Below are 23,502 nucleotides of genomic sequence, written 5' to 3'. Positions count from 1 at the left end.
CCTCTTATTTATCTAAATCAAGTAAGGGAATACGAATATCAACTGCTAAACCTTGCTTGGGTGCTGTTAATAGTTGTACGGTCCCTGCCATATCTTCCACTCGTTCTTTGATATTCCGTAAACCATAGCTCAGTTCGTCTCCATCATTTAGCTGAAAACCACGACCATTGTCTGTCACCTTCAATTGTAACTCGGTTTCGGTTTGATAAAGGTAAACATCTAGACAGGAAGCTTGAGCATGGCGAAGGGTATTACTGATCAATTCTTGGACAATACGGAAAATATGCTCTTCAATCTTTTTAGGTAATGCAGTTACCTGATATTTAAAGCTTACCTTTAGATCACTTTTTTCTTCTAGTTCTTTAAGGAGTATCTGAATCCCCTCCACCAAACTCTTTTGTTCCAGTTCAATAGGACGCAAATGCAATAGTAGAATACGCAAATCTCTTTGAGCAGTCTCCAAAATAGCAGTCACACTCTGGAGTTGTGTCTGCATCTTCACTCTGTCTAACTTAGAAGCTTGCTGACTGAGACCTGATAGTATCATATGAGCAGCGAAAATTTCTTGACTAACCGTATCATGCAAGTCACGCGCGATTCGCTTGCGCTCCTTTTCAACAATTTCTTCTTCTTTGACCAAGGCCTGATTGTCTGCTTTTTGGATAGCTTCTGTCAACAAACCAAGCTTTCCTGACAAGTTTCTAAAACTTGCATCTAAATCAGCATCTCCAAGCCTTTCAATCTCTTTACCAGCTAGCAGACGTTTAAGATTTGCTTGGATTCTTCTTCTTGAAATTTCGTCAACCATTGTCCAAAATAGGACTAATAAAAAAGCTAGGGCAAGGCTAAACATCAAAGCTAGAAAGAGGACTTTTTCTGTCTTTTCTAAATCTTGGAAGAGAGAAGTCCACTCCAAATCTAAGACCTTAAAAATGCTTCGAAATAGAAAAGCAACAAAGAGAAATGAGGTGAGTCCAATTAAAATATAGGGTTGCTTTTTCATCCTCTCACCACCTCAACATCTCCAACCATGGTTGTCAAAAGAATCTTAACACTCTTAGGACTCTTGAGATAATCTCTCGTTTCTTGATGGAATTGTTCATTGCGCAAAGCTCGCTTAGGCTGGTCAAAGAAGGTTAAATCTCCATACAAAGAATTAACACTGAGGCTGACTTCTACATCCACTGGTACGATAATTCTAGTCGTACCGACCAGTTTTCTCAAGATGATGACATTATCATGATTGCTCAAAATCACACGTTCTAGATGAATGGTATCCTTCCCCATGAGACGAAAAAGATTGATATCGTCAAAACGGCAAGTCTGGTAACTTGAAAAATGGTGAAGATTACCAAACCAGCGATTTTTCTCTCTCTTCACCGTCACAACTTCTTCAAAAATCAGATTGGTATCTTCTCTTTCCTGGTTCATCATAGGATAAAGTAAGAAAAGGCTGTAAATCAAAGCTACAAAGATGGCTAAAATTACAAAGGGATTGAGCATGATGATAAAGAAAAATAGAATGCTCACTGCCACTAAAATGAAGTTATTCCCCTGTCTACCAGTATAGTATCGAATCAGCAGTAAAAACAAGAGCAATATTAGTAGAAAACGGGAAAAATGCTCTGATACCATCATAATCAGAGCTCCTGTCAATAAACAAGCTTCAATAAATAGAAAAATTTGAAATTTTCGCATGTATCCGTCCTCTCTATGTTATTGTATCACAAAACCAAAAAGTCACATCAGTCTGAGGAATGATAAAAAGACCGGGACCAAAATCCCGACCTCCTTATAGTTGATCTTTTGCTTCTTTTAATTTCCCATAAAGGAGATACTCGACCTGCTGCAAATCCTCAATCCTTGCACAATTAAGGGCACACATAATCAAGCGTAGGTCTTCCTTCCAACCTTCAACAATGGAAATAACGACATCAACTGAGTAATTCTCAACCAGTTCTAACATGGTGCGTGAGAGTCCAACCGCCTTGGCTCCAAAGACCAAGCATTTGATGATATCTAGTGGATTGCGAACACCTCCGCTTACCAGAAGCTCCATCTTATCTTTCCAGTCTTGGGCATTGATAAGAGCCTGCATGGTCGATTGCCCCCAATCATTGAGGTAGTCCCGTTGACCGCTACGACGATTTTCGATATAGGCAAAACTAGTTCCCCCACGGCCAGACAAATCAACCGTACGTATGCCTATCTCGTATGCCTTAGCAATGGTCTTCACATCCATACCAAAGCCGACCTCTTTTAAAACAAGGGGAACAGAGATTTGATCAGCATAATCTTTCAGATTGTTTTGCCACAATCTAAATTGACGCTCACCTTCTGGCATGAGCAATTCCTGCATAACATTCACATGAACTTGTAAGAGAAGGGGATTCATCTCTTGGACCGTTTGTAACCCCAGTTCAACAGGTTTGTCCAAGCCAATATTGGTTCCAAAGAGGAGGTCTGGGTGATTTGACTTGACAGAGAAAGAGTCATCCGATGGATTCTTAAGTGCCGCACTGTAAGAACCCGTCACAAATAAAATTCCACAGGCCCCAGCCACCTGAGCCAATTTTTGATTGATTTCTCTGCCCCGATCACTCCCACCTGTCATGGCGTTAATATAAAAAGGAAAATCCCATTTGCGCCCTCCAAATTCTGTAGAAAGATCAATCTCATCTAAGTCATATAAGGGTAGTGAGGAGTGGATTAACTCCACTTCATCAAAACTATTATAAGAACTTTTTTGTTCAAGGGCATAGCGGATGTGCTCATCCTTCCGATTTATCGTCATGTCCTATCCTTTCTTGATATAAGAGCTCAATCCCTAGATCAGCCCAGCGTTTTTTCAGTAATGTGGTCGAATCTTGGTCAAAACTAAGGGCAATGCCGCAGTCTCCACCACCAGCACCACTACTTTTAGCAACAGCTTTCAAGTCATGACTGGCATATTTTAATTGTCTGAGAGAAGGGGTGTAAATATCTGAACTCAAGTTTTCTAAGAGTTGACTAGCTTGTTCTAGTAGCTCCATTATCTTTTCTTCTTGGCCTTCATGCAAAGCCTGCACAAAAGAGCCTACAGTTTCTTTTGAAGCCCGCAAAAAACTAGCATTCATATTGTTCTTGATTTGCTTAACCATGTGACTAGACACCGCTACTTCCTTGGTCCAACCTACCAGAAAATCAAAGTCCAAGGCCGGTTCAACACTCCTAATAAAAAAGCCCCAATCACGTGCTAATACAGTTGGCAAGTCTTCCTTTTCTAGCCATTGTGCCACTTTCTCCCGATCAAATGACTGATAGAGTACCAGGGCTTCTGAAACGATACAGGCGATGTCTCCCATAGAGCCATTGTCTCCACGTTTGAGAAGTACAGCACTCGCTAGTTTAAACAAGAGGTCTCTTTCGGCTGGTCTTTCATAAAAAGCAAGCATGGCCTTGATGACCAAGACAACAACACTACCACTAGAACCCAGACCAAACTTCTTGCCCTCACGCTCCATTTTCCCGCGAATCTCTAAAGAAAAAGGTTGCAGTTCAACTCCTCGGGAAGTCAGATATTCCTCCACCAAGGCAACTGTTTCTTGAATCAAGGCATAGGAAGAATCCGGGCGCATGTCTACACTATAAGTAAACATATCTGAGTAGAGTCGATAAACTTCTGAGGACTCAATCTCAGCTGTCATATAGATGGGAATAGCTTTTATTAGTGCCAACTGTCCTGGTTCTAAAATGGCATACTCACCAGCCCAGTAGAGCTTCCCACAAGTTTTAACAATCGTCATCTTGGCTCAAATCCTTTGTCTTTGAAACGATTAAGCGATAGCGTTGACCTAAGAGTTCTGATAAATGTTCCAAGTCTTTTTCTAAACAAAGAACCTTTACATTAGGCCCCGCATCCATGGTGAAGTAACAAGCTTCTCCTTGTTCCCTAAGCTGACGAACAAAATCCATAGCCTCATAACTCGCATCTGTCAGATAAGAGAACGGCGGATTTGCAGTTTTTGTCGTAGCATGCATGGCAAGAGCGTTCTTTTCTGTTAATACTCCAACTTTCTCAAAGTCATTTTCCTTGAGATAGACTAACATATCCTTGTAGTCTTGCTCAGACTGACGAATCCAGTCCTCAAATGTTGTTGAAGTCTCCACGCAGAGTTTCATGCCATCCCGACTAGAGATTGGTTTTTTCTGGTCTTCCAAGACCAACATAATCATAGCTAGTTTCAAGTCAGTTTCAACTGGATAAATCTCTCCACTATCCTTATCCCAAGCTGCTATCGGTCCATAAAAACTACGAGATGAAGAACCAGATGCGAACTTAGCTTCCAAGGCCAATTCTCTGCGATTCAGTCCAAGTTGGAAATATGCATTACAAGCTTTGACCAAGGCAGATAAACCACTGGAACTTGAAGAAAGACCTGCTGCTGTTGGCATATTGTTCTTAGTATCGATACGAACAAACCCTGCTCCTTCAGGACGGTAGCGGTCAATGATTTTACTCATCTTGGCATGCTCAGCTTCGTTTTGCAACTGACCATTGATGTAAAAGGCATCCGAGCCTGCATCTGCTGGCAAAGGAGAAAGGGTCGTCTCCGTATACATATTTTCTAGGGTTAGAGAGATACTGCTAGTTGCAGGAACCATCTCTTTTTCTGCTTTCTTACCCCAATATTTGATAATAGCAATATTGGCATAGGAACGTACTGTTACAGGCTTTCGATCCATGTCTGAACAGCTCCTTTCTCTTCTAATCTTTCTGCGAGTTCATGCGCTTGGCTTGCATTAGCAACCAAGGCAATGATGCAACCTCCTAGACCACCACCACTCATCTTGGCGCCTAGAGCTCCATGTTCAAGGGCAGTCTCAACCAAAGCATCTGCCTCAGGGCTACTAACTCCGATTTCTTTTAGATTTCCATGAGCTTTGGTTAGAATTTCACCCAGCTTCACAGCATCTTTTGTTTTAATTGCTTCTTCAGCTTCTTGGGTCAACTCTCCAAGTGCATACAAGAAAGGTAAAGCTTCCTTACCCTTGCTCTCTACAACTTGAATAGCTTCACGAGTGTGTCCATAGACTCCTGTATCTGCAATGACCAGATAAGCCGACAAGTCCATGGCTAGTTCTTCAAAACCAACATTCTTGATAAAACGGATAGGCTGGTCACTAAGACAGGTCTTGGCATCCAATCCGCTAGGATTCATATGGGCAATCATCTCAGCGCGATTAACCAAAATTTCTAAAACATCATGTGGAAGTTCCGCTTGGTAATAATCAAATACCGCTCGTATAGCCGCAATACTTATGGCTGCTGAAGAACCCATCCCACGTTTTTCAGGAATAGCCGAGTCGATTTGACAACGAATGCAAGCATCCTGGATAGTTAGATACTCAAGGGAAGCATAAACAGCCATAGACAAGGTGTCCTCTTCAAAAAGACGCCATGGTGTCGCTGCTGGAACCACCCGACAAGTCACTTCAACCTCTAAAAGAGGCAAGGAAATGGCTGGGTAGCCATAAACCACTGCATGCTCTCCTATTAAAATAATTTTACTATGTGCCTGACCGACACCAACTTCTTTTGTCATTTAATCCTACTATCAGATGAAAATCGTCTTTTTCTAGATAAAATTTTAGAACTTTATTCCTTTCTATTTTATTATATTTTCACAAAAAAAGCGATTGTTTCCTTCACAATCGCTTGTTTTCATTACTGAACCCACTCACCATTATAGTTGACGTAGTAGCCACCTACAGTAGTATTCACAGCCAAGGCACCTGAACTATAGGCATAGTACCATTTACCGTTAACTTGGAACCATCCAGTCTTCATATCGCCATCACTTACGTTGAGGTAGTACCAAGTTGAGCCGTCTTGAAGCCAGCCTGTCGCCATAGCTCCTGATGAACGGAGGTAATACCAATAGCCATTGATAGAAGCCCAACCTGTTTTCATATCCCCATTTTCAGTGTCAAGATAATACCAAGTTGAGCCGTCTTGATACCAGCCAGTTGCCATAGCTCCTGATGAACGGAGATAGTACCACTTGTTACCAAGATATTGCCATCCCGTTTGCATTGTAGCAGTTGTTGGATCTAGATAGTACCAAGTTGAATCATCGTTTATCCAGCCACGTGCGAGCTCCCCAACAGTCAATCTGTTGATGCGAGAATCAAAGCCACCATCCTTCTGTAAATAATACCAGTGCCCCTCGTCATAAATCCAACCAGTTTTTAAGGTGTGATAGCTACGCTGATCTTCAAAGTAATAAACGCGTTTCTCTGCTGGACTATCATATTGTTCCCCATGATGTTTGTTGGTATTTGTTGCAGTTTTTGCTTCCAAAACTTGCTTGCCAACAAATTCTTGTAGTACTCCATCTTGACCAAAGTAAAACCAATCTGGTCTAAAAGCAACATCTTGCCTTATAGAAGAACCAATCGTAACCCCTTCGTGTGGAGCAGGTATATATTGCCATCCGACAACCATCTCTCCAGATAAAGGATCAAAATAATAGTACTTACCATCAATCACTCGCCAGTAGGTTTCTTTGAGTTCCCCCTTCTTGAAGTAGGTTCTACCATTTTCTTGGACAAATTGCCAGCCTTCTGAATCAGAATCATCCGCAAATACCGTACTTGTTGCTAACAGACCAAAAAAGAATACTGTTAGACCGACTTGCATCATTTTTTTCAAAAATTTCATTCTTGTTTCCTCCAAAATGATTGTAGCAAAGACAAGACTATATGTCAATATATAATAAACTCAAAAAAAGCAGTTACATAACTGCAACTGCTTTTCTATTCCTGCATGGTATAACCCACACCACGCACGGTTTTAATGTAGCTCTTTTGACCTTTTACGTCAAGTTTGCTACGTAGATAACGGATATAAACATCCACGATATTGGTTTCGGTCGCACTTTCATACTTCCAAACACTTTCCAGCAACTGCTCACGAGTTAAGACCTTCTTGCTTCCCATAAGGGTTGCTAAAAGGTCATATTCACGACGTGTGAGAGCAATCATCTCATCTCCACGATAGACAGTGTGGTTTGCTAAATCCATACGCAGATTTCGATAGGATGTAGGAACCTTCATTTGACTACAGTGTTGGTCTATAAAATCCCGACCTCGGAAAATTGCTGCAATACGAGCCACTAGATCATCGATAATGACTGGCTTGTAGATATATGAAACAGCAAAACGTTGGATTGTTTCAAGTTGGTCTTGCAATTCTTCTCGATGGTCCAAGACCATGATCACCGAAGCTGGCTTGGTCCGACTCAACTGTTCTGCAAAATCCTGGGCTGTCATATCCCCTAGATGAGCATTCAGTAAAATCAAGTCATAGTCTGTCTGAAGAGCCATGGAGAGGGCTTTTTGTCCCTCTTCTACCTGATCAACTCGGTATTGCTCTTTTTGGAGTTCCAGACTTAAAAAATGAGCTAGATTTCTTTCTTTCTCAAGTAATAAAATCCGTTTCCCCATGGCTGACCTACTTATTTTTCGTCATACCAAGAGTAGTGGAATGTTCCTTCTTTATCCTTACGTTGGTAAGTGTGAGCACCAAAGTAGTCACGTTGTGCCTGGATCAAGTTCGCTGGAAGATCAGCTGAACGGTAGCTATCAAAGTAAGTAATCGCTGCTGAGAATGTTGGTACTGGTACACCAGCTTGAACAGCAAGAGCTACGATATCACGAACTGATTGTTGGTACTTAGCAGTGACATCTAAGAAGTACTCATCCAAAAGAAGGTTAGGAAGATCTGCATCACGGTTGTATGCATCTGTGATCTTTTGCAAGAAACGAGAACGGATGATACATCCATCGCGCCAGATAGAAGCGATATCTGCAAATGGCAAGTTCCAGTTGTTTTCTTTAGAAGCTACACGTAATTGCGCAAAACCTTGTGCGTATGAGATGATTTTTGAGAAGTAAAGGGCTTGACGGATTTTTTCAATCAATTCAGCCTTGTCGCCTTCAAATTTGAAAGCGGCTGGTTTTGGAAGAACCTTGCTAGCGTGTACACGTTCTTCTTTGTAAGTAGAGATGTAACGCGCAAATACTGACTCAGTAATGAGTGACAATGGCACACCAAGGTCAAGGGCTGATTGACTAGTCCATTTACCAGTTCCTTTGTTTCCCGCAGCATCCAAGATGTAGTCTACGATTGGACCATCTTGACCTTCATCATCTTTACGGCTCAAGATATCAGCTGTGATTTCAATCAAGTAGCTGTCCAATTCACCCTTGTTCCACTCAGTAAAGATTTCAGCCATGTCTTCTGCTGAAAGACCGAGCAAGTGTTGCATCAAGTCATAGCTTTCTGCGATCAATTGCATATCACCGTACTCGATACCATTGTGGACCATTTTCACATAGTGACCTGCTCCATCAGGACCGATGTAAGTCACACATGGTTTTCCATCTTCTGGTGCTTTTGCAGAAATTTCTTCAAGAACGTCAGCTACCAAATCGTAAGCTTCTTTTTGTCCACCAGGCATGATAGATGGTCCTTCAAGGGCACCTTTTTCACCACCAGATACACCTGTACCGATAAAGTTGATACCTGAGTTTGCCAACTCTTCATTACGACGGATAGTATCTTTATAGAAAGTGTTCCCTCCATCAATCAAGATATCACCTTTGTCCAAGTGTGGAAGAAGGGCTTGGATTGTTGCATCTGTACCAGGTCCTGCTTGAACCATAAGCATAATACGACGTGGTTTTTCAATAGAGTTTACGAAGCTTTCGATATCATAGCTTGGCACAAAGTTTTTATCAGGATGGCAAGCAATCACATCTTCAGTTTTTTCTTTACTACGGTTATAAATAGCAACTGTATAACCACGAGATTCGATATTAAGGGCAAGGTTACGACCCATTACGGCCATACCAACAACACCAAAGTTAGCTTTTGTCATGTGACACTCCTCTTATTTAATATGTTTTATTTTATCATGTTTATCTGTGAAAAGAAAGAATTTTATAACAATTTGACTAGTAGTCTAAATCATCCGCATGGCCAGAACCATTCCCTACAAAGTAACCTGTCTTACAGTTAAGGGTGAAGAGATAAGTTCCATCTGGTTTATAAAGGTTGTAATAACCATTGCCATTAACGATATTTACAGGTTCCAAGATATATTGGTTTCCAGTGATATATCCACGTGCACGGGATGTCTCAAGAATTCTTTCAAGGACACCATCTGCAAAAGTCCAGGCAGGATTACTAGTATCATTAACTACGGATTGATTATACGGTACTCGGCTCACACTTCTTTGCAAATTAACGCCTTCGCTTGATAAGCCACCATTAGTAGATGACGCAGGCTCGTTTGTTGAAGTAGATGGACTACTTTCTGTAGTTGGACTTGAAGCTTCTTGGCTAGCAGCAGTCGTTGAAGCTGTACTTGTTGTTGTACTTGCTAATTGACTCTTACCAAGACTGATTGCTTTATCTAGAAGTTTGTCAATTTCTGTATTACCAGTCTTGATATCTGTAAATTTAGCATCCGCTTTGATTTTTGCATTTGTATCCAAAACACCATCTGTAATAGCTGGAGTTTCAAATTGTGCATTCACTTCTTGGATAGCTTTTATTTGGGTTTCTAGACTATCGTATTTTGATTTAGCCAGAGTGTGTTCTCTCGCTCCTTCAAGTTTATCTAGAAGTTCCTTCAATTGATTCAGTTGACTAAACTGGCTATTTTTAAGAGCTGTTTTGTTTTCATCAGTATAAAACGTGTCGTAGAGCGCATTAAATTGTTCATAGACCGACTGATTACTTACCAAGCCTGAATCTGCAGCCTTAGTTTGAAGTTCTTGAGAAGAGCGCGCAATCTGACGATAAACGTAATAGCCACCTCCAAAAATTAAGAGGATTACTAAAATAATAGCTGACAAAATTGCCCATTTCTTTTTATTTTGTGGTTCATCATCTGCTTGAGCAGAACGAGATAAGGGTTGAAGTTGATCTTCATTTTCCTCATAAACCACTGCAACTTCGGAGTTATCAACCTCAGCCATTTCCACAGCTTCCAATTCATCCTTAAAAGGTTGCTCGAGAACTCTCGTTTCCTCTTCTTCGGCTTCTTGGGCAACGATTTCAGTTGTATCTGTGGCTACTGCAAGAGCAATTGCTTCCTCTTCCGGACTTAAGACATTTTCTCGTTCAGTAGTTTCTCTAACTTCTTGGATCATATCATCCAAGCTTTGAGTAGATTCCTCTTTTTTCGTTTGTAAATTTTCAAATTTGTCTGCTTCGATTTCTTCACGGTGTTGCTTGATATATTTATCTAAGATGGTATCATCTGGAGTCACACCTGCTTCAACCTCTTCGTTCTTACGAATAGCCTGACCAACCGTTAAATCTTTAGCTTCTTCAAATTCAAATTTAGATTCTTGTTCACCTTTATGATGACGATCGCGTCTTTTCTTACTCATCTGCATTCCTTTCTTTTTTAACATCTTGCCTTTTCACACGTTGACCAAAATATTGATATAAATCAACTTTCAAGGTACCGTTATAGAGTTTCCGTTTTTTATCTGCCTGACTACCATATTTACTTTCAAAAGCTTCATCACTAGTCAGGATAAATTTACTCCATGTTTTAAGGGGAGCAAATACTTCTCCCATCTCAGCATAGAGCTTGGTTACTCCTGCATCATCTGACAAGCGTTCTCCATACGGTGGATTCGAAATAATAACTCCATTGATCTTGTCCGTTCGCAAATCCTGCACGCGCATCTGCTTAAAGTGGATATCCTTAGAAACTCCCGCAGCCTGAGCATTTGCCTTAGCAATTTCCACCATGCGGCCATCGATATCACAGCCCATGATGTCTAGCTCAATTTCACGATTAATCTTCTTGCTTGCTTCTGTGCGGACTTCCTGAATTAAACGATCACTAACCCAGTTCCAATCCTCAAAAGCAAAGGAACGGCGCAAACCTGGCGCCATATTACGAGCAATCATAGCTGCCTCAATACAGAAGGTCCCTGAACCGCAGGTCGGATCAATCAAGGGTTTATCAGGATACCAGTTTGATAATTGCAGAATTGCTGCTGCCATGTTCTCTTTAATAGGAGCACCACCTTTTTCAGTACGATAACCTCGTTTGAAAAGACTAGAGCCACTTGTGTCAATCATGATAGTCGCAACATCTTTAAGAATTGAAACCTCTATTTTAAACTCTGGACCATTTTCCATCAGCGGAACACCTTCTGGTCGAGCATAATGTTTCTGCAATTTCTTAACAACTGCCTTTTTAGAAATAGCTTGAACACTAGGTTCATTATGAAGTTTTGATTTGACACACTTAGCCTTTGAAATTGGAAAACGCGCTCCAAGTGGTAAATAGTTTTCCCAATCTAAGGCGAAAACTCCTTGAAAAAGTTCTTCAAATGTTTTTGCAGGAAAAGTCCCAACAACAATCTTAATCCTATCTGCAGCTCGTAGCCACAAATTAGTTTCAATAATTGCCTTTACATCTCCTTCAAAGCGAACGCGACCATTCTCAACTTGACAATCATAGCCAAGTGCACGCACTTCACGACCTACAACAGCCTCTAAACCCGCTGCAGCAGTCGCTATTATATTAAATGTTTGTTTCATGTCAGTCTTTAAAGACCTTTCTCTTGTTCACCTTTAAAAAATGAGGTTGAGAAAATTTCTCAGCCCCAACCTATATGCAATTTTCTATAAGCCATGTTTTGTTCCAGAAGCGACTAGGACCACTTCTTTCGATAATCATCTGTCTACCACTAACAGCTAGAAGCTGCTAGCAGTCAGAGTACTACGTTCGTTTCCGCGCACTCCATGCCCCGACCAAAATTTGGGTTGCTAGCTTGAGGGGTTTACCGCGTTCCACTCTCTCTGTTTCCAGAGAGACTTCGTCACTGTGGCACTTTCAGAGCTACTAAAACATATCCGAAAACTTAGTCTATTCACTCGCCGTAACGATTTCTCGTCCCTAGGCTTATGGTTTCGCCTAGCACAAACACTACAGGCATCACAGCCTGTGCTAGCATGGACTTTCCTCATGAAAAGATAAACTCTCCACGCGATTATCCAAAAATTGCACAACTGTATAATTCTTAGAAATCAGAATTTTCTACAATTTGTTTGCCAAATACTTCTTTTTCAAGACGATTCAAGCGTTTCAGGATATCAAAATTAGTCATAGAAGTCGTACTTCCAAGCTCAGCAGGTTCAGACGTTACAGATACAGGTGCCGCCTGAGGTTTGTTCGCCAATTGCTCTTTCAATTCTGCGACTTCCAAACGTAGTGATTTAACCAACGCTGCATAGGTTTCATAGTCCTTGATAACGTCATCTAAGAATTCATCTACCTCTGCTTTACTGTATCCACGTACTTCTCTTCCGAAATCCTGCTCAAAAATATCCTTTGCTGTAAAAATAATACTTGCCATGTCTCTCTCCATTCTCAGTTACTAGTATTATTATATAAAAAAAGGCAAACAAAAAGCAAGGTCAAAGCCTCAATTTTCGGAAAAATTTTCGGCTATTTCGTTTAATTCCTCAAATGTTAATCTTTTTGTCATATAGTTGTCTTTCTTTTTCATCAGTTCGTAAAAAAATCTCATTTTTGTTTCGTTGTCTTCGTCGTAAAAAATATAGGCGCCATCCGTATTTTCGAGTAAAAAAATCTGATAATCTCTCAATTGGCCTTTGTGCTCATAAGTTGGATAGGCATATTTGACAAAATCGACCTGTTTAAAATCACTCAATTTGACCTGGTTAGCCTCATTCCAGTTTGATCCATGTGTCTCAAAATCAAAAATAGTCGCTAGTTGAAATTCATAGGCCTCCTTCATGTCTCTAGCTACTTCTAAGACCCAGTGTTCAAAACCAAGAGTGCCTGTGAAAACTAGCCATTTCAACCCTTCCTCAGCTAATCTTTCCAAATCTCTACGAATGGCTTTTTTTATAATTTTTAACCGAATATCCTTTTCATTTAACAATCCTAAATCAAAAGCTGAGTATCCTAAAACCAAGGCTGTATGCATTTTTTCACCCTTTCTGTTGACCTTTGTGGTATAATAAAGTGATGTTATTGTACCAATAAGGAGGATTATGGTCAACTATCCACATAAACTTTCATCTAAACCAAGTAAAACTTCTCTGCCCCAAACTAAAAATTTCGCAAATCGAGGGATGAGCTTTGAAAAGATGATAAATGCTACGAACGACTACTATCTATCACATGGAATAGCAGTCATTCACAAAAAGCCAACCCCAGTTCAGATAGTTCGAGTCGACTACCCTCAACGGAGTCGCGCTAAAATTGTCGAAGCCTATTTTAGACAGGCTTCAACTACTGACTACTCGGGTGTTTATGAAGGATTTTATATCGATTTCGAAGCCAAGGAAACCAGACAAAAAAATGCTTTCCCGATGAAGAACTTCCATTCTCATCAGATTTTGCATATGGAACAGGTTCTTGAACAAAAGGGTATATGCTTCGTCTTAATCCACTTTTCTTCTTATCAGGAGACATATTTATTACCGGCGATTGACCTCATCCATTTTTATCATCAGGATATGGGAAAAAAATCAATGCCGCTTGATTATATTCGAGATCATGGTTATGTGATTGAGCAACAAGCCTTTCCTCAAATACCATACCTCGATATCGTCAAACAACATTTACTAGGTGGTAAAACAATATGAATAAACATTTTTTCTGGCGCATTGCTAAATATCTAGGAATTGGATTTTTAGCAGCTTTTATTGCTGCAATATTGATTGGTGGAAGTGTCTTCTTCTACTATGTATCTAAAGCACCAGAACTTTCTGAAAGCAAACTTGTCGCAACAACTTCAAGTAAAATTTACGACAGTAAAAACGAATTGGTTGCTGACTTAGGAGCAGAGCGTCGTGTTAATGCTCAAAGCAGTGACATTCCTATTGAACTTGTAAATGCAATAGTATCAATTGAAGATCATCGCTTCTTTAATCACAGAGGAATCGATAGCATTCGAATAGCTGGAGCTTTCCTGCGAAACTTAACTAGTAGAGGTGGCCTCCAAGGTGGTTCAACCTTGACGCAACAGTTAATAAAATTAACTTACTTTTCAACATCATCATCAGACCAAACAATCGCACGTAAGGCCCAAGAAGCTTGGCTAGCTATTCAGTTAGAAAGAACTGCGACCAAACAGGAAATTTTGACATATTACATCAATAAAGTATACATGTCAAATGGTAACTATGGAATGCAAACTGCAGCTCAAAGTTACTATGGTAAAGATTTAAAAGACCTATCAATTCCACAACTTGCTCTTCTAGCCGGAATGCCACAGGCACCTAACCAATACGATCCTTATTCTCATCCAGAAGAAGCAACAGAACGTCGTAATCTAGTCCTATCAGAGATGCAAAAGCAAGGCTATTTAACAGCTGAGCAATATGAAACAGCTATCAACACACCAATCACTGATGGTTTACAAAGTCTCAAAGGAAGCAACAGCTACCCTCCATATTTAGACAATTACCTCAAAGAAGTGATTGAACAAGTTGAAACAGAGACAGGCTACAACCTTTTAACTACTGGAATGGATGTCTACACTAACGTAGACCAAGACGTTCAAAAACGACTTTGGGATGTATACAACACGGATGAATATGTAAACTATCCAGATGATGAAATCCAAGCAGCTTCTACTATTATTGATGTATCAAATGGTAAGGTTATTGCTCAACTCGGCTCTCGCCACCAAGCTAGTAACGTATCTTTCGGTATTAACCAAGCTGTTGAAACTAACCGTGACTGGGGTTCTACCATGAAACCAATCACAGACTATGCCCCTGCATTAGAATATGGCATTTATGACTCTACTGCCTACATGCTCAAGGATGTTCCGTACAACTATCCAGGCACTAACATTCCTGTTTATAACTGGGATAGGGGGTATTATGGTAATATTACCCTTCAAACTGCTATCCAACAATCTCGTAACGTACCAGCCGTTGAAACTCTCGATAGAGTTGGACTCGATAAAGCAAAAGGTTTCCTAAATGGTTTAGGCATTGATTATCCAACCATGGTATACGCAAACGCAATTTCAAGTAATACGACCGAATCAGGTAAACAGTACGGTGCAAGTAGTGAGAAAATGGCTGCTGCCTATGCTACTTTCGCTAACGGTGGTATCTATTATAAACCAATGTACATCAATAAAATTGTCTTCAGTGACGGTAGTTCAAAAGAGTTCTCTGATCAAGGTACTCGCGCTATGAAAGAAACAACTGCCTATATGATGACAGAAATGATGAAAACAGTATTATACTCTGGTACAGGTCGAGATGCTTATATTTCATGGCTTCCACAAGCAGGTAAGACTGGTACATCAAACTATACTGATGAAGAGATTGAAAACCATATTAAAACAAGTCAATTTGTTGCTCCAGACGAAATGTTTGTTGGTTATACCCGTAAGTATTCAATGGCAGTCTGGACCGGTTACTCAAACCGCCTTACTCCAATCGTTGGTGATGGCTTTACTGTTGCCACTAGCATCTATCGTTCTATGATGCAGTATCTAGCAGAGGATGATCACCCTAGTGATTGGACCATGCCAGAAGGACTTTATAGAAGCGGTGATTACGTCTTTAAGAATGGGGCACGTAGCAACTGGATTCCCCAAACAACTCAACAATCCTCAACAACAGCTTCCAGCTCAACAACTGAAAATCAAACTTCAGTAGCTGAAACTACTAGCCCAAATACTGCTCAGAATCCAACTGCTCCAAATACAAATACAAATCAAAACCCTCAACAAAATCAAAATTCTCAAGGACAACAATAATCAATAAAAACCTAGGAAACATCTTCCTAGGTTTTTATTTACCAAAAGATGGAGTTAATCACTAACTCCATCTTCTTTTATTTTACATGGTTTGCAAGATCTTCTTGCGCTTTTTTATTAGATTCTTCTTTTTCTTTCTTCCATTTATCTTGAGCTTTTTGATATTCATCAGCAGTTACTGGTTTATCTTGAAGTTCAAGGTACTTGTACAAGAGGGCTTCACTCATACCCTTGTTACCTGAGTATGCAAATGGAAGAGTATATGGTACCATCTTAGACAACATTGGACGTCCAGTTTGAGAAGTTGTTGGAATAATCAAAGCGCTATCTGTCAACCAAGCTTGGGCAGCAGCATATTTATCATAACGTTTTGAAACATCAGTGTTTTCGTTTCCGGCTTCAACAACCATCTTTTCATAATCTTCCAAACCAACTTGTTTGGCAGCAGCGTTGTTTGTACCAGCATCAAATCCTAGATAAGTCTTCGTGTTTTCACCAACAGATGGTTTGATGATATCAAGGTAAGTAGATGGGTCAATGTAGTCTGGAGACCATCCAACGTTATCTGAGAGATCCCAATCTTCTCCAGCAGCTGTTTCAGCAAAGTAGGTAACATTTAAGACTTCATCTTTTTGAAGTTGTTGAATATCAACAACGACATTGTCAGTTCCTAATGTTGCTTCAAGTGATTGTTTCAATGACTGAACACGTTGAACTTTTGTAGTATTAGTTTGGTCAACTGGCATATCCAAATGAATTGGGAATTGAACGCCCTCTGCTTGGAGAGCTGTCTTAGCTTTAGCAAATTCTGCTTTCGCTTTTTCAGGATTGTAAAGGCCATCTTGAGCATCATCTAGATTAACATCTTTCCACTCATCACCATAGGTTACCAATTTTTCCTTAACTAACTCACCAAAGTTTTTACCATCAGCTTGAACAAATGTTGGTGGTACGAACAAATTACGAAGAAGTTTGCTTGCTCCGCTTTCTCCGTTTACTTGAGAAGCATAGGCTGTTCTATCAAAACCAAAGGCAATGGCTTGACGGAAGTCTTTGTTTAGGAGAGCTTTTTTAGTTGATGTCTTTTGCTCATCTGTAGTCTTAGAAGTATACTTGTAAGACTGACGGTCAATATTTGTCCCAACTAAGAAAGTAGCAGAATCTTGTGGTGTATAAACGATGTTATCCTTAAACTCTTTTTCAAGTTCAGGATATCCTGCACTTGTTGGGAAGAGACGAGCCATTGAGAAGCCACCATCCTTAAAGGTGTCTGCAAGTTTGCCTGTATCTTGACCATCCCAGAATGATAGTTTTACTTTATCAATATGAACATTGTCCTTATCCCAGTAGTTTGGATTCTTTTCAAATTCTACTGAAGATTTTGCTACCAATGATTTCAACAAGAAAGGACCGTTGTAAAGAATACTGCTTGGATCAGTTGCTTTGGCAAAGTCACTTCCTTTAGAAGTAAGGAATTCTTCATTGACTGGTGCAAGAATACCCATGGTTGTCTTAGAGTTCCAGAAGCTTTCTGGTTTATTCAAAGTGTATTGAACAGTTTGATCATCAATTGCCTTGATTCCAACTTCTGAGAAGTCTTTTACTTCACCTTTGACATAAGCGTCAAGACCTTTAATGGATTCTTGAACAAGATAAAGGGCCTCTGACTTATTATCAGCTGCATATTTAAGACCTGTTACAAAGTCTTGAGCTTTAACAGGTGCATACTCTTCACCTTCAGAAGTGTACCACTTAGCATCTTTACGGATTGTATAAGTGTAAGTCAAACCATCTTGAGATACTGACCAGTCTTCTGCCATAGATGGCACGAAGTTCCCGTAACGGTCATTCTCCATCAAACCGTCAACAACATTACTTGTGATATTCGCAACTGCAGCCTTACCTGTTGTCAGATAGTTGAGGCTGTCTGGATCTGTTTCATAAACGTAAGAAAAAGTTTTCTCACCTTTTGCACTAGAGCCTGAGCCTGAACAAGCTGCCAAAACACCTGACGCTAATAGAGTCACTCCTGCTAGGGCCATTACTTTTGAAAATTTCATAATAAACTCCTTTTTGACTTTTTATACATTATAGTCCCTTTTTCGCCAAGTGTCAATACAATTTTCAGAATTTTTCAAATTGATTTGAAAATTTTTTCTTCCTATATTTTTAATATGAAAATCTTTTTAGGAAAATTTCTATCATTGACATTTATCAACTATAGCTTTATGATATAATGAAAGAAGAAAGTTGAAAGGAAATACCATGTCAAAAGAAGTTATTGTTGAAAGTTTTGAACTAGATCATACGATTGTAAAAGCTCCTTATGTCCGCTTGATTGGAGAAGAGACTGGACCGAAAGGAGATATCATTTCTAACTTTGATATCCGCTTGGTTCAACCAAATGAGGATTCTATCCCTACTGCTGGACTTCATACTATTGAGCACCTCTTGGCTAAGCTCATCCGTACTCGCATTGACGGTATGATTGATTGTTCCCCATTTGGTTGTCGTACAGGTTTCCATATGATTATGTGGGGACGTCATACTAGCGCTGAAATTGCTGTTGTCATCAAGGATTCACTAAAGGAAATCGCTGAGACTACAACTTGGGAAGATGTTCCTGGAACAACCATTGAGTCTTGTGGTAACTACAAGGATCATAGTCTTTTCTCTGCTAAGGAGTGGGCAAAATTGATTCTTGAACAAGGAATTTCAGACGATGCTTTTGAGCGTCATGTCATTTAACAAAAAAAGAACCAGCTTTTCAGCTGGTTCCTTTTTTGATTCACAAAACCTTGATTTAGGCTTTTTCACGAATGACCAAAACACCATCTTCCATATCAGCTTCTAGGTGTTTAGCATCAAGATTATCCAAGTGGAAATCTGTCACTTTATCACGGATTTGTTGTTCAACCACACGACGGAGAGGACGAACACCCATGACTTCATCATAACCTTCTTCAGTCATGTATTCTTTGGCAGCTTCGCTCACTGCCAAGTCGATTTCTTTCTTAGCAAGTGTCTTATTAACATCAATCAACATCAAATCTACAATCTTAGAAAGATCTTCCTTGCTCAAGTGTGAGAATTCAATCACAGCGTTGAAACGGTTGAGGAATTCTGGACGGAAGTAAGGTTTCAAACGATCCATGAGTTCCGGTTTATCAGCATCTTCTGTCAAGTTAGCTTCGTAACCAAAGCCTGCATTTGAAGTTGCGATAATCACCGTATTCTTGAAGTTTACAGTGTTACCTTGACCATCTGTCAAACGACCATCATCCAATACTTGAAGAAGAAGAGTAATCACTTGAGGGTCCGCCTTTTCAATTTCGTCGAGAAGAACGATTGAGTAAGGGTTACGACGAACACGTTCTGTCAAAGTATTGCTATTGTCATCATAACCAACATAACCAGCTGTTGTACCAATCAATTTAGAAACGGCTGTGCGGTCGCTGTATTCAGACATGTCCAAACGGATGATCGCATCTTTAGTTCCGAACATATCAAGTGCTAATTGTTTAGCCAACTCAGTTTTACCAACACCAGTAGGACCTACAAAGAGGAAGCTACCGATTGGGCGATTTCCTTCGTCAAAGCCTGCACGGTTCCGACGGATCGCTTTGGCAACGACTTCAACAGCCTTGTCTTGACCGATAACCTTAGTTTGCAAACGGTGGCCCATATCTTTCAAACGTTCAATATCAGTTGCACCCATTTGTGAAACAGGAATACCTGTCATACGTTCTACAGACTCAGCTACGTCATTTACAGTCGCTGTCACCTTGTGATCTTCTGTATGGTTAGCAATTTGCTTTTCAAGTTCTTCGATACGAACTTTTGCATTTAAAGCTGCTTCATAATCTTCTTTAGCAGCCGCAGCTTCTTGTTTAGCTTTTTCTTCTTCAATTTCATGTTCCACAGCATGTACATCTGTTACTGGATGTTGTGCAGCTAAGTGAGCAGCTGTCACATCGACAAGGTCGATAGCCTTATCAGGCAAGCTACGTTGTGGAATGTATTGAACAGAGTAATCAACAGCTGCTTTCAATACTTCATCTGGCAAGATGACGTTGTGGTGTTGTTGATAAAGATCACGAATACCTTGAAGAATCTTGAAAGTATCTTCAGCAGATGGAGCATTAACTTTTACTTCGTTGAAACGACGAGCAAGGGCTGCGTTTTTCAAGATGGTATTACGGTATTCATCTTGAGTTGTTGCACCAATCACTGTCAATTCCCCACGTGAAAGAGCAGGCTTCAAGATATCCGCAAGTCCTTTAGATCCTTGACCATCACCTGTGCTACCAGCACCAAGAATTTGATGAATTTCATCGAAGAAGAGGATAATATTCCCAGCTTCTTTGACTTCGTTTACCAAGTTTTGAATATTTTCTTCAAAGCTACCACGGTATTGCGTACCAGCTTCAAGACCTGAAATATCAATAGAGATAATTTCTTTGTTCTTGATTGCTGCTGGAACATCACCATTCACAATAGCTTGTGCAAGGCCTTCTACTACAGCAGTTTTACCAACACCAGCATCACCGACAAGAACTGGGTTATTCTTTGTACGACGAGAAAGGATTTCAGATGTTTCTTGAATCTCCTTATTACGTCCAATAACTGGATCCAACTTACCTTCACGAGCTTCTGCTGTTAAGTTACGCCCAAGTTTTGCAAGAATACCATCTTGTTTCATGGCTTTACCTTGAACGTACTGAGCTTGATCACTTCCTTCGCTAGGAAGTTGACCTGTTTGACGGTAAATCGCGAATTCTTCAGGTGTTACTTCACGACCGTTAATCAAGTAACGACGATTTTCAGAACTGTATCCACGCATACCACCCATCAATTGGTTAAATAAATCATCCATGTTGTTAAAGTTATTAAAGTTGTTGTTCATATTTCATACCTCGTTAAATTCAAAATTAGTTAGTCAAATTAATCTGACTTTCTCTGACCTTTGTTTTAAAAATTTTAGACTAGCAATTTGCTACTCTACGTATAATTTCTGGTTTCTCTTTATCCAATACAGATTTTGTAATTGGAATTCTAAAAATACTAATGTTCATCATAGGTTGTACCTCATTTCTAGGTTTTACCCATACTTTGACCTTAAGATAAATTACACAATCACCTTAAAATCAAGGTTTTCTAAGGATTCCCTTATCCTTATGTTCTTAGTATACCACTTTGGTCAGTATTAGTCAATAGATTTGACCAATTTTGACCAACTTTTTTTAAATATTTTTTTATATCAAAAAAAACCAGTCAAAATGACTGGTTTTTATTTACTATTTATGAATCTTAGCTCAATGCATCATCCATTGAAAGAACTTCGTGGAAGACACGTTGTGTCAATTCAGTTTTTTGTTCTGGAGTGAGGTATTTAGTGTTTACACAGTATCCAGAGATACGAACGATTACGTCTTCACCTGACATGATCTTTTCGTAAACATCGTTCAAGTCCATAACGTTCAAGTTAACGTGTTGTCCACCGTTTTCGAAGTAACCATCAAGGATTGTTACCAAGTTATCAACTTGTTCGTCACGAGTTTTACCAAGAGCACGTGGTGAAACTTGAGTTGTCAATGAGATACCATCAGCTGCGTAACCAAAGTCAAGGCTAGCAAGTGAGTTCAAGTTTTGCAACCATCCACCTTTAGCTTTGTTAGATGGGTTAGCACCTGGTGAGAAAAATTCAAGTTTAGACAAGTTCACTGAACCATCTTCGTTGAGGTATACACCTTTGTGGACTGGTGAGTTACCAGTTTGTTTAGAGTAAGCAACGTTAGATGTGATTGTCAAAAGTGATACTGTAGCTTCTGCATTCTTGTAAAGTTTATGGCTACGTAGACGAGTTGTGTAAGCTTCGATCAACCATTCTGCCAATTCGTTTGAACGTGGGTCATCTTCACCCCAACGTGGGTATTCACCGATTGTTTCATAATCGTAGATGTATCCATTTTCGTCACGGATTGGTTTAACTGTAGCGTACTTGATAGCTGACAATGTGTCAACAGTGTTAGCGAATCCACAGATACCGAATCCCATGTTAGCACGTTGTTTAGTTGGCAAGAAGGCCATTTGAACAGCTTCGTAGTTGTACTTGTCAGTCATGTAGTGGATAATGTTCAATGCATCTACATAAGTGTCAGTCAACCAGTCAAGAGATTTTTCGAAGTTAGCTTTAACTGATTCGAATTCAAGAACTTCGTCACGGATTGGTTCGATATCAAATACTTTGTAGTCTTTATGAACATCGTCATAACCACCGTTCAAACCAGTAAGAAGAGCTTTAAGAACGTTAACGCGAGCACCGAAGTACTGGATGTTGTGACGTTGTTCTTCGTTTTCTGGGTCAAGTGGAGACACACAACATGAGATACAGCTCATTTCACCGTATCCATCTTTAGCCATTGTTGTAACACCTTCGTATTGGATTGAAGAGTGTTTGTGGCTCATGTGCATACAGTAGCGACGGAAGTTGTATGGCAATTTGTCAGTCCAAAGAACTGTCAAGTTTGGTTCTGGAGAGTTACCGATGTTGTCAAGAGTGTTCAAGAAACGGTAGTCCATCTTAGTAACACGGTGACGACCGTCGTTACCCATACCAGCCATAGAAGTTGTGATGAAGGTTGGGTCACCTGAGTACAATTGGTCGTATGCTTTTGTACGAGCAAATTTAACTGTACGAAGTTTCATAACGAAATCATCAACAAATTCTTGGATTTCTGATTCAGTAAATGTACCACGAGCAAGGTCACGTTCTGCAAAGATATCCAATACGATTGGCACACGTCCGAGAGATGTAGCCGCACCGTTGATAACACGGCAGACAGCCATGAAGGCAATGTTTACCCATTGGATAGCTTCTTTAGTGTTCATAGCTGGTTTGCGAACATCTACTCCGTAAAGATCACCCAAGCGTACAACTTGTTGCAATGCTTGATATTGAAGGTTGATTTCTTCACGAAGACGGATTGTTTCTTCATCGATTTCTTCGATTGAGTTCCAGTCGTTAACTTTTTCTTGCATCAAGTAGTCTGCACCGTAAAGAGCAAGACGTGCGTAAACACCGATGATACGTCCACGTGAGTATGCATCTGGAAGACCAGTTACAGTGTGAGCGTGACGAGCACGACGGATGTTTGAAGTGTAAGCACGGAAGATACCATCGTTAACAGTTGTTACGTATTTAGTGAAAATTTCGTGAACAGCTGGATCTGGTTCGTATCCATTTTCTTTCAAAGTAGTTTCAGCCATACGGATACCACCTTTTGGCATGAAGTTCAATTTGAAGAGTTCATCGTTTTGGATACCATAAATCAATTCGTTTTCTTTGTCGATAAATCCAGCAGGAATATCAGCAATAGAAGTTGGACGAGTGTCCATTGGGAAACGAGTTTCTTCGTAGTGTGCTTTAGTTTCTTCTACGATTTTTTTAATGTGAAGTGAACGCTCTGTTGGTCCTGCAAGGAAGCTTTCATCTCCATCATAAGGTGTGTAGTTAGCTTGTACAAAGCGTGATACACTTGCTTTTTCTTTCCAGTCAACACCTTTAAAGCCTTCCCAGGCTTTGTCAAAAATGTCCTGTGCTTCAACAACTGTCTTAACAACCATGTTAATGTCCTCTTTTATCTTTCTAGTAACAGTCATCTGTTA

General features: G+C 40.0%; 19 protein-coding genes and 1 other RNA gene. 3 read left to right on the top strand and 17 right to left on the bottom strand.

The annotated features are described in order from the left end of the window. Nucleotides 1-4 precede the first annotated feature (4 nt). The 14 genes from QM810_RS07405 to QM810_RS07340 all read right to left on the bottom strand — a co-directional run bounded on the left by QM810_RS07405 (nt 5) and on the right by QM810_RS07340 (nt 13,032). Nucleotides 5-1,003 (bottom strand): sensor histidine kinase, encoded by a 999-nt coding sequence (locus QM810_RS07405; RefSeq protein ID WP_414254388.1) that lies wholly within the window; start codon nt 1,001-1,003, stop codon nt 5-7. Next, a complete protein-coding gene (gene liaF / locus QM810_RS07400; protein ID WP_414254387.1) occupies nt 1,000-1,698 on the bottom strand; it encodes a cell wall-active antibiotics response protein LiaF in 699 nt (232 codons plus the stop codon). Before liaF ends, QM810_RS07405 begins: the two co-directional genes overlap by 4 nt. A gap of 94 nt (nt 1,699-1,792) precedes the next feature. Continuing rightward, nucleotides 1,793-2,794: a type 2 isopentenyl-diphosphate Delta-isomerase gene (fni, locus tag QM810_RS07395; RefSeq protein ID WP_414254386.1), complete on the bottom strand. Its 1,002-nt coding sequence runs from the start codon at nt 2,792-2,794 to the stop codon at nt 1,793-1,795. Then, entirely contained in the window at nt 2,772-3,785 is a 1,014-nt protein-coding gene (locus QM810_RS07390; RefSeq protein WP_414254385.1) for a phosphomevalonate kinase, read from the bottom strand. Before QM810_RS07390 ends, fni begins: the two co-directional genes overlap by 23 nt. Then, on the bottom strand, nt 3,772-4,725 hold the full coding sequence (mvaD, locus tag QM810_RS07385; RefSeq protein WP_414254384.1) for a diphosphomevalonate decarboxylase: 954 nt from the start codon (nt 4,723-4,725) through the stop codon (nt 3,772-3,774). Before mvaD ends, QM810_RS07390 begins: the two co-directional genes overlap by 14 nt. Continuing rightward, the gene (gene mvk, locus QM810_RS07380; protein ID WP_414254383.1) at nt 4,707-5,585 is read right to left on the bottom strand and encodes a mevalonate kinase; all 879 of its coding nucleotides are present in this window, start codon (nt 5,583-5,585) and stop codon (nt 4,707-4,709) included. The genes mvaD and mvk overlap by 19 nt, the downstream gene beginning before the upstream one ends. Nucleotides 5,586-5,707: 122 nt before the next feature. Next, on the bottom strand, nt 5,708-6,703 hold the full coding sequence (gene cbpF / locus QM810_RS07375) for a choline-binding protein CbpF (protein ID WP_414254382.1): 996 nt from the start codon (nt 6,701-6,703) through the stop codon (nt 5,708-5,710). A gap of 95 nt (nt 6,704-6,798) precedes the next feature. Then, nucleotides 6,799-7,488, bottom strand: coding sequence for a response regulator transcription factor (locus tag QM810_RS07370; RefSeq protein ID WP_414254381.1), 690 nt, complete (start codon nt 7,486-7,488; stop codon nt 6,799-6,801). A gap of 11 nt (nt 7,489-7,499) precedes the next feature. Next, nucleotides 7,500-8,924, bottom strand: coding sequence for an NADP-dependent phosphogluconate dehydrogenase (gene gndA, locus QM810_RS07365; protein WP_414254380.1), 1,425 nt, complete (start codon nt 8,922-8,924; stop codon nt 7,500-7,502). A 76-nt stretch (nt 8,925-9,000) separates the two neighbouring features. After that, nucleotides 9,001-10,446, bottom strand: a complete 1,446-nt coding sequence (gene mapZ / locus QM810_RS07360) for a cell division site-positioning protein MapZ (RefSeq protein ID WP_414254379.1) — start codon at nt 10,444-10,446, stop codon at nt 9,001-9,003. Then, the gene (locus QM810_RS07355) at nt 10,439-11,617 is read right to left on the bottom strand and encodes a THUMP domain-containing class I SAM-dependent RNA methyltransferase (RefSeq protein ID WP_414254378.1); all 1,179 of its coding nucleotides are present in this window, start codon (nt 11,615-11,617) and stop codon (nt 10,439-10,441) included. The genes mapZ and QM810_RS07355 overlap by 8 nt, the downstream gene beginning before the upstream one ends. Nucleotides 11,618-11,699: 82 nt before the next feature. Next, nucleotides 11,700-12,081, bottom strand: an RNA gene (gene rnpB, locus QM810_RS07350) — RNase P RNA component class B. A gap of 18 nt (nt 12,082-12,099) precedes the next feature. Further along, complete coding sequence (gene gpsB, locus QM810_RS07345; protein WP_006150353.1) at nt 12,100-12,435, bottom strand: cell division regulator GpsB; 336 nt, start codon at nt 12,433-12,435, stop codon at nt 12,100-12,102. A 69-nt stretch (nt 12,436-12,504) separates the two neighbouring features. Continuing rightward, a complete protein-coding gene (locus tag QM810_RS07340) occupies nt 12,505-13,032 on the bottom strand; it encodes an SLOG family protein (RefSeq protein WP_178895374.1) in 528 nt (175 codons plus the stop codon). A gap of 67 nt (nt 13,033-13,099) precedes the next feature. On the opposite strand from QM810_RS07340, the gene recU reads away from it, so the two are divergent. Beyond that, on the top strand, nt 13,100-13,696 hold the full coding sequence (gene recU, locus QM810_RS07335) for a Holliday junction resolvase RecU (RefSeq protein WP_178895375.1): 597 nt from the start codon (nt 13,100-13,102) through the stop codon (nt 13,694-13,696). Continuing rightward, complete coding sequence (pbp1a, locus tag QM810_RS07330) at nt 13,693-15,834, top strand: penicillin-binding protein PBP1A (protein WP_414254377.1); 2,142 nt, start codon at nt 13,693-13,695, stop codon at nt 15,832-15,834. Before recU ends, pbp1a begins: the two co-directional genes overlap by 4 nt. Nucleotides 15,835-15,911: 77 nt before the next feature. On the opposite strand, the gene QM810_RS07325 is transcribed toward pbp1a, so the two are convergent. Further along, nucleotides 15,912-17,894 carry a peptide ABC transporter substrate-binding protein gene (locus QM810_RS07325; protein WP_414254376.1) on the bottom strand — a complete coding sequence of 661 codons (1,983 nt, stop codon included), beginning with the start codon at nt 17,892-17,894 and terminating at the stop codon, nt 15,912-15,914. A 205-nt stretch (nt 17,895-18,099) separates the two neighbouring features. Between QM810_RS07325 and QM810_RS07320 the strand changes: the two genes are divergently transcribed. Then, on the top strand, nt 18,100-18,582 hold the full coding sequence (locus QM810_RS07320) for an S-ribosylhomocysteine lyase (protein WP_061452083.1): 483 nt from the start codon (nt 18,100-18,102) through the stop codon (nt 18,580-18,582). Nucleotides 18,583-18,637: 55 nt separating this feature from the next. On the opposite strand, the gene QM810_RS07315 is transcribed toward QM810_RS07320, so the two are convergent. Together QM810_RS07315 and pflB are read right to left on the bottom strand one after the other, a co-directional pair. Then, on the bottom strand, nt 18,638-20,740 hold the full coding sequence (locus tag QM810_RS07315) for an AAA family ATPase (RefSeq protein WP_414254375.1): 2,103 nt from the start codon (nt 20,738-20,740) through the stop codon (nt 18,638-18,640). A gap of 404 nt (nt 20,741-21,144) precedes the next feature. After that, a complete protein-coding gene (gene pflB, locus QM810_RS07310; protein WP_414254374.1) occupies nt 21,145-23,460 on the bottom strand; it encodes a formate C-acetyltransferase in 2,316 nt (771 codons plus the stop codon). Nucleotides 23,461-23,502: the final 42 nt, after the last annotated feature.

The organism is Streptococcus infantis (assembly GCF_047464155.1).
Taxonomy (GTDB): Bacteria; Bacillota; Bacilli; order Lactobacillales; family Streptococcaceae; genus Streptococcus; species Streptococcus infantis_U.
Note: the sequence above shows the minus strand (reverse complement) of the source record. Positions and strands in the feature narration are given on the sequence as shown.

Bases quoted from the DNA above. Each gene is read 5' to 3' on its own strand.
- gpsB (WP_006150353.1), bottom strand. From the start codon at position 12,435: ATGGCAAGTATTATTTTTACAGCAAAGGATATTTTTGAGCAGGATTTC.
- QM810_RS07320 (WP_061452083.1), top strand. From the start codon at position 18,100: ATGTCAAAAGAAGTTATTGTTGAAAGTTTTGAACTAGATCATACGATT.
- pflB (WP_414254374.1), bottom strand. From the start codon at position 23,460: ATGGTTGTTAAGACAGTTGTTGAAGCACAGGACATTTTTGACAAAGCC.
- mvaD (WP_414254384.1), bottom strand. From the start codon at position 4,725: ATGGATCGAAAGCCTGTAACAGTACGTTCCTATGCCAATATTGCTATT.
- QM810_RS07405 (WP_414254388.1), bottom strand. From the start codon at position 1,003: ATGAAAAAGCAACCCTATATTTTAATTGGACTCACCTCATTTCTCTTT.
- QM810_RS07340 (WP_178895374.1), bottom strand. From the start codon at position 13,032: ATGCATACAGCCTTGGTTTTAGGATACTCAGCTTTTGATTTAGGATTG.
- gndA (WP_414254380.1), bottom strand. From the start codon at position 8,924: ATGACAAAAGCTAACTTTGGTGTTGTTGGTATGGCCGTAATGGGTCGT.
- QM810_RS07390 (WP_414254385.1), bottom strand. From the start codon at position 3,785: ATGACGATTGTTAAAACTTGTGGGAAGCTCTACTGGGCTGGTGAGTAT.
- liaF (WP_414254387.1), bottom strand. From the start codon at position 1,698: ATGCGAAAATTTCAAATTTTTCTATTTATTGAAGCTTGTTTATTGACA.
- fni (WP_414254386.1), bottom strand. From the start codon at position 2,794: ATGACGATAAATCGGAAGGATGAGCACATCCGCTATGCCCTTGAACAA.
- QM810_RS07370 (WP_414254381.1), bottom strand. From the start codon at position 7,488: ATGGGGAAACGGATTTTATTACTTGAGAAAGAAAGAAATCTAGCTCAT.
- mvk (WP_414254383.1), bottom strand. From the start codon at position 5,585: ATGACAAAAGAAGTTGGTGTCGGTCAGGCACATAGTAAAATTATTTTA.
- QM810_RS07355 (WP_414254378.1), bottom strand. From the start codon at position 11,617: ATGAAACAAACATTTAATATAATAGCGACTGCTGCAGCGGGTTTAGAG.
- pbp1a (WP_414254377.1), top strand. From the start codon at position 13,693: ATGAATAAACATTTTTTCTGGCGCATTGCTAAATATCTAGGAATTGGA.
- mapZ (WP_414254379.1), bottom strand. From the start codon at position 10,446: ATGAGTAAGAAAAGACGCGATCGTCATCATAAAGGTGAACAAGAATCT.
- QM810_RS07325 (WP_414254376.1), bottom strand. From the start codon at position 17,894: ATGAAATTTTCAAAAGTAATGGCCCTAGCAGGAGTGACTCTATTAGCG.
- recU (WP_178895375.1), top strand. From the start codon at position 13,100: ATGGTCAACTATCCACATAAACTTTCATCTAAACCAAGTAAAACTTCT.
- QM810_RS07315 (WP_414254375.1), bottom strand. From the start codon at position 20,740: ATGAACAACAACTTTAATAACTTTAACAACATGGATGATTTATTTAAC.
- cbpF (WP_414254382.1), bottom strand. From the start codon at position 6,703: ATGAAATTTTTGAAAAAAATGATGCAAGTCGGTCTAACAGTATTCTTT.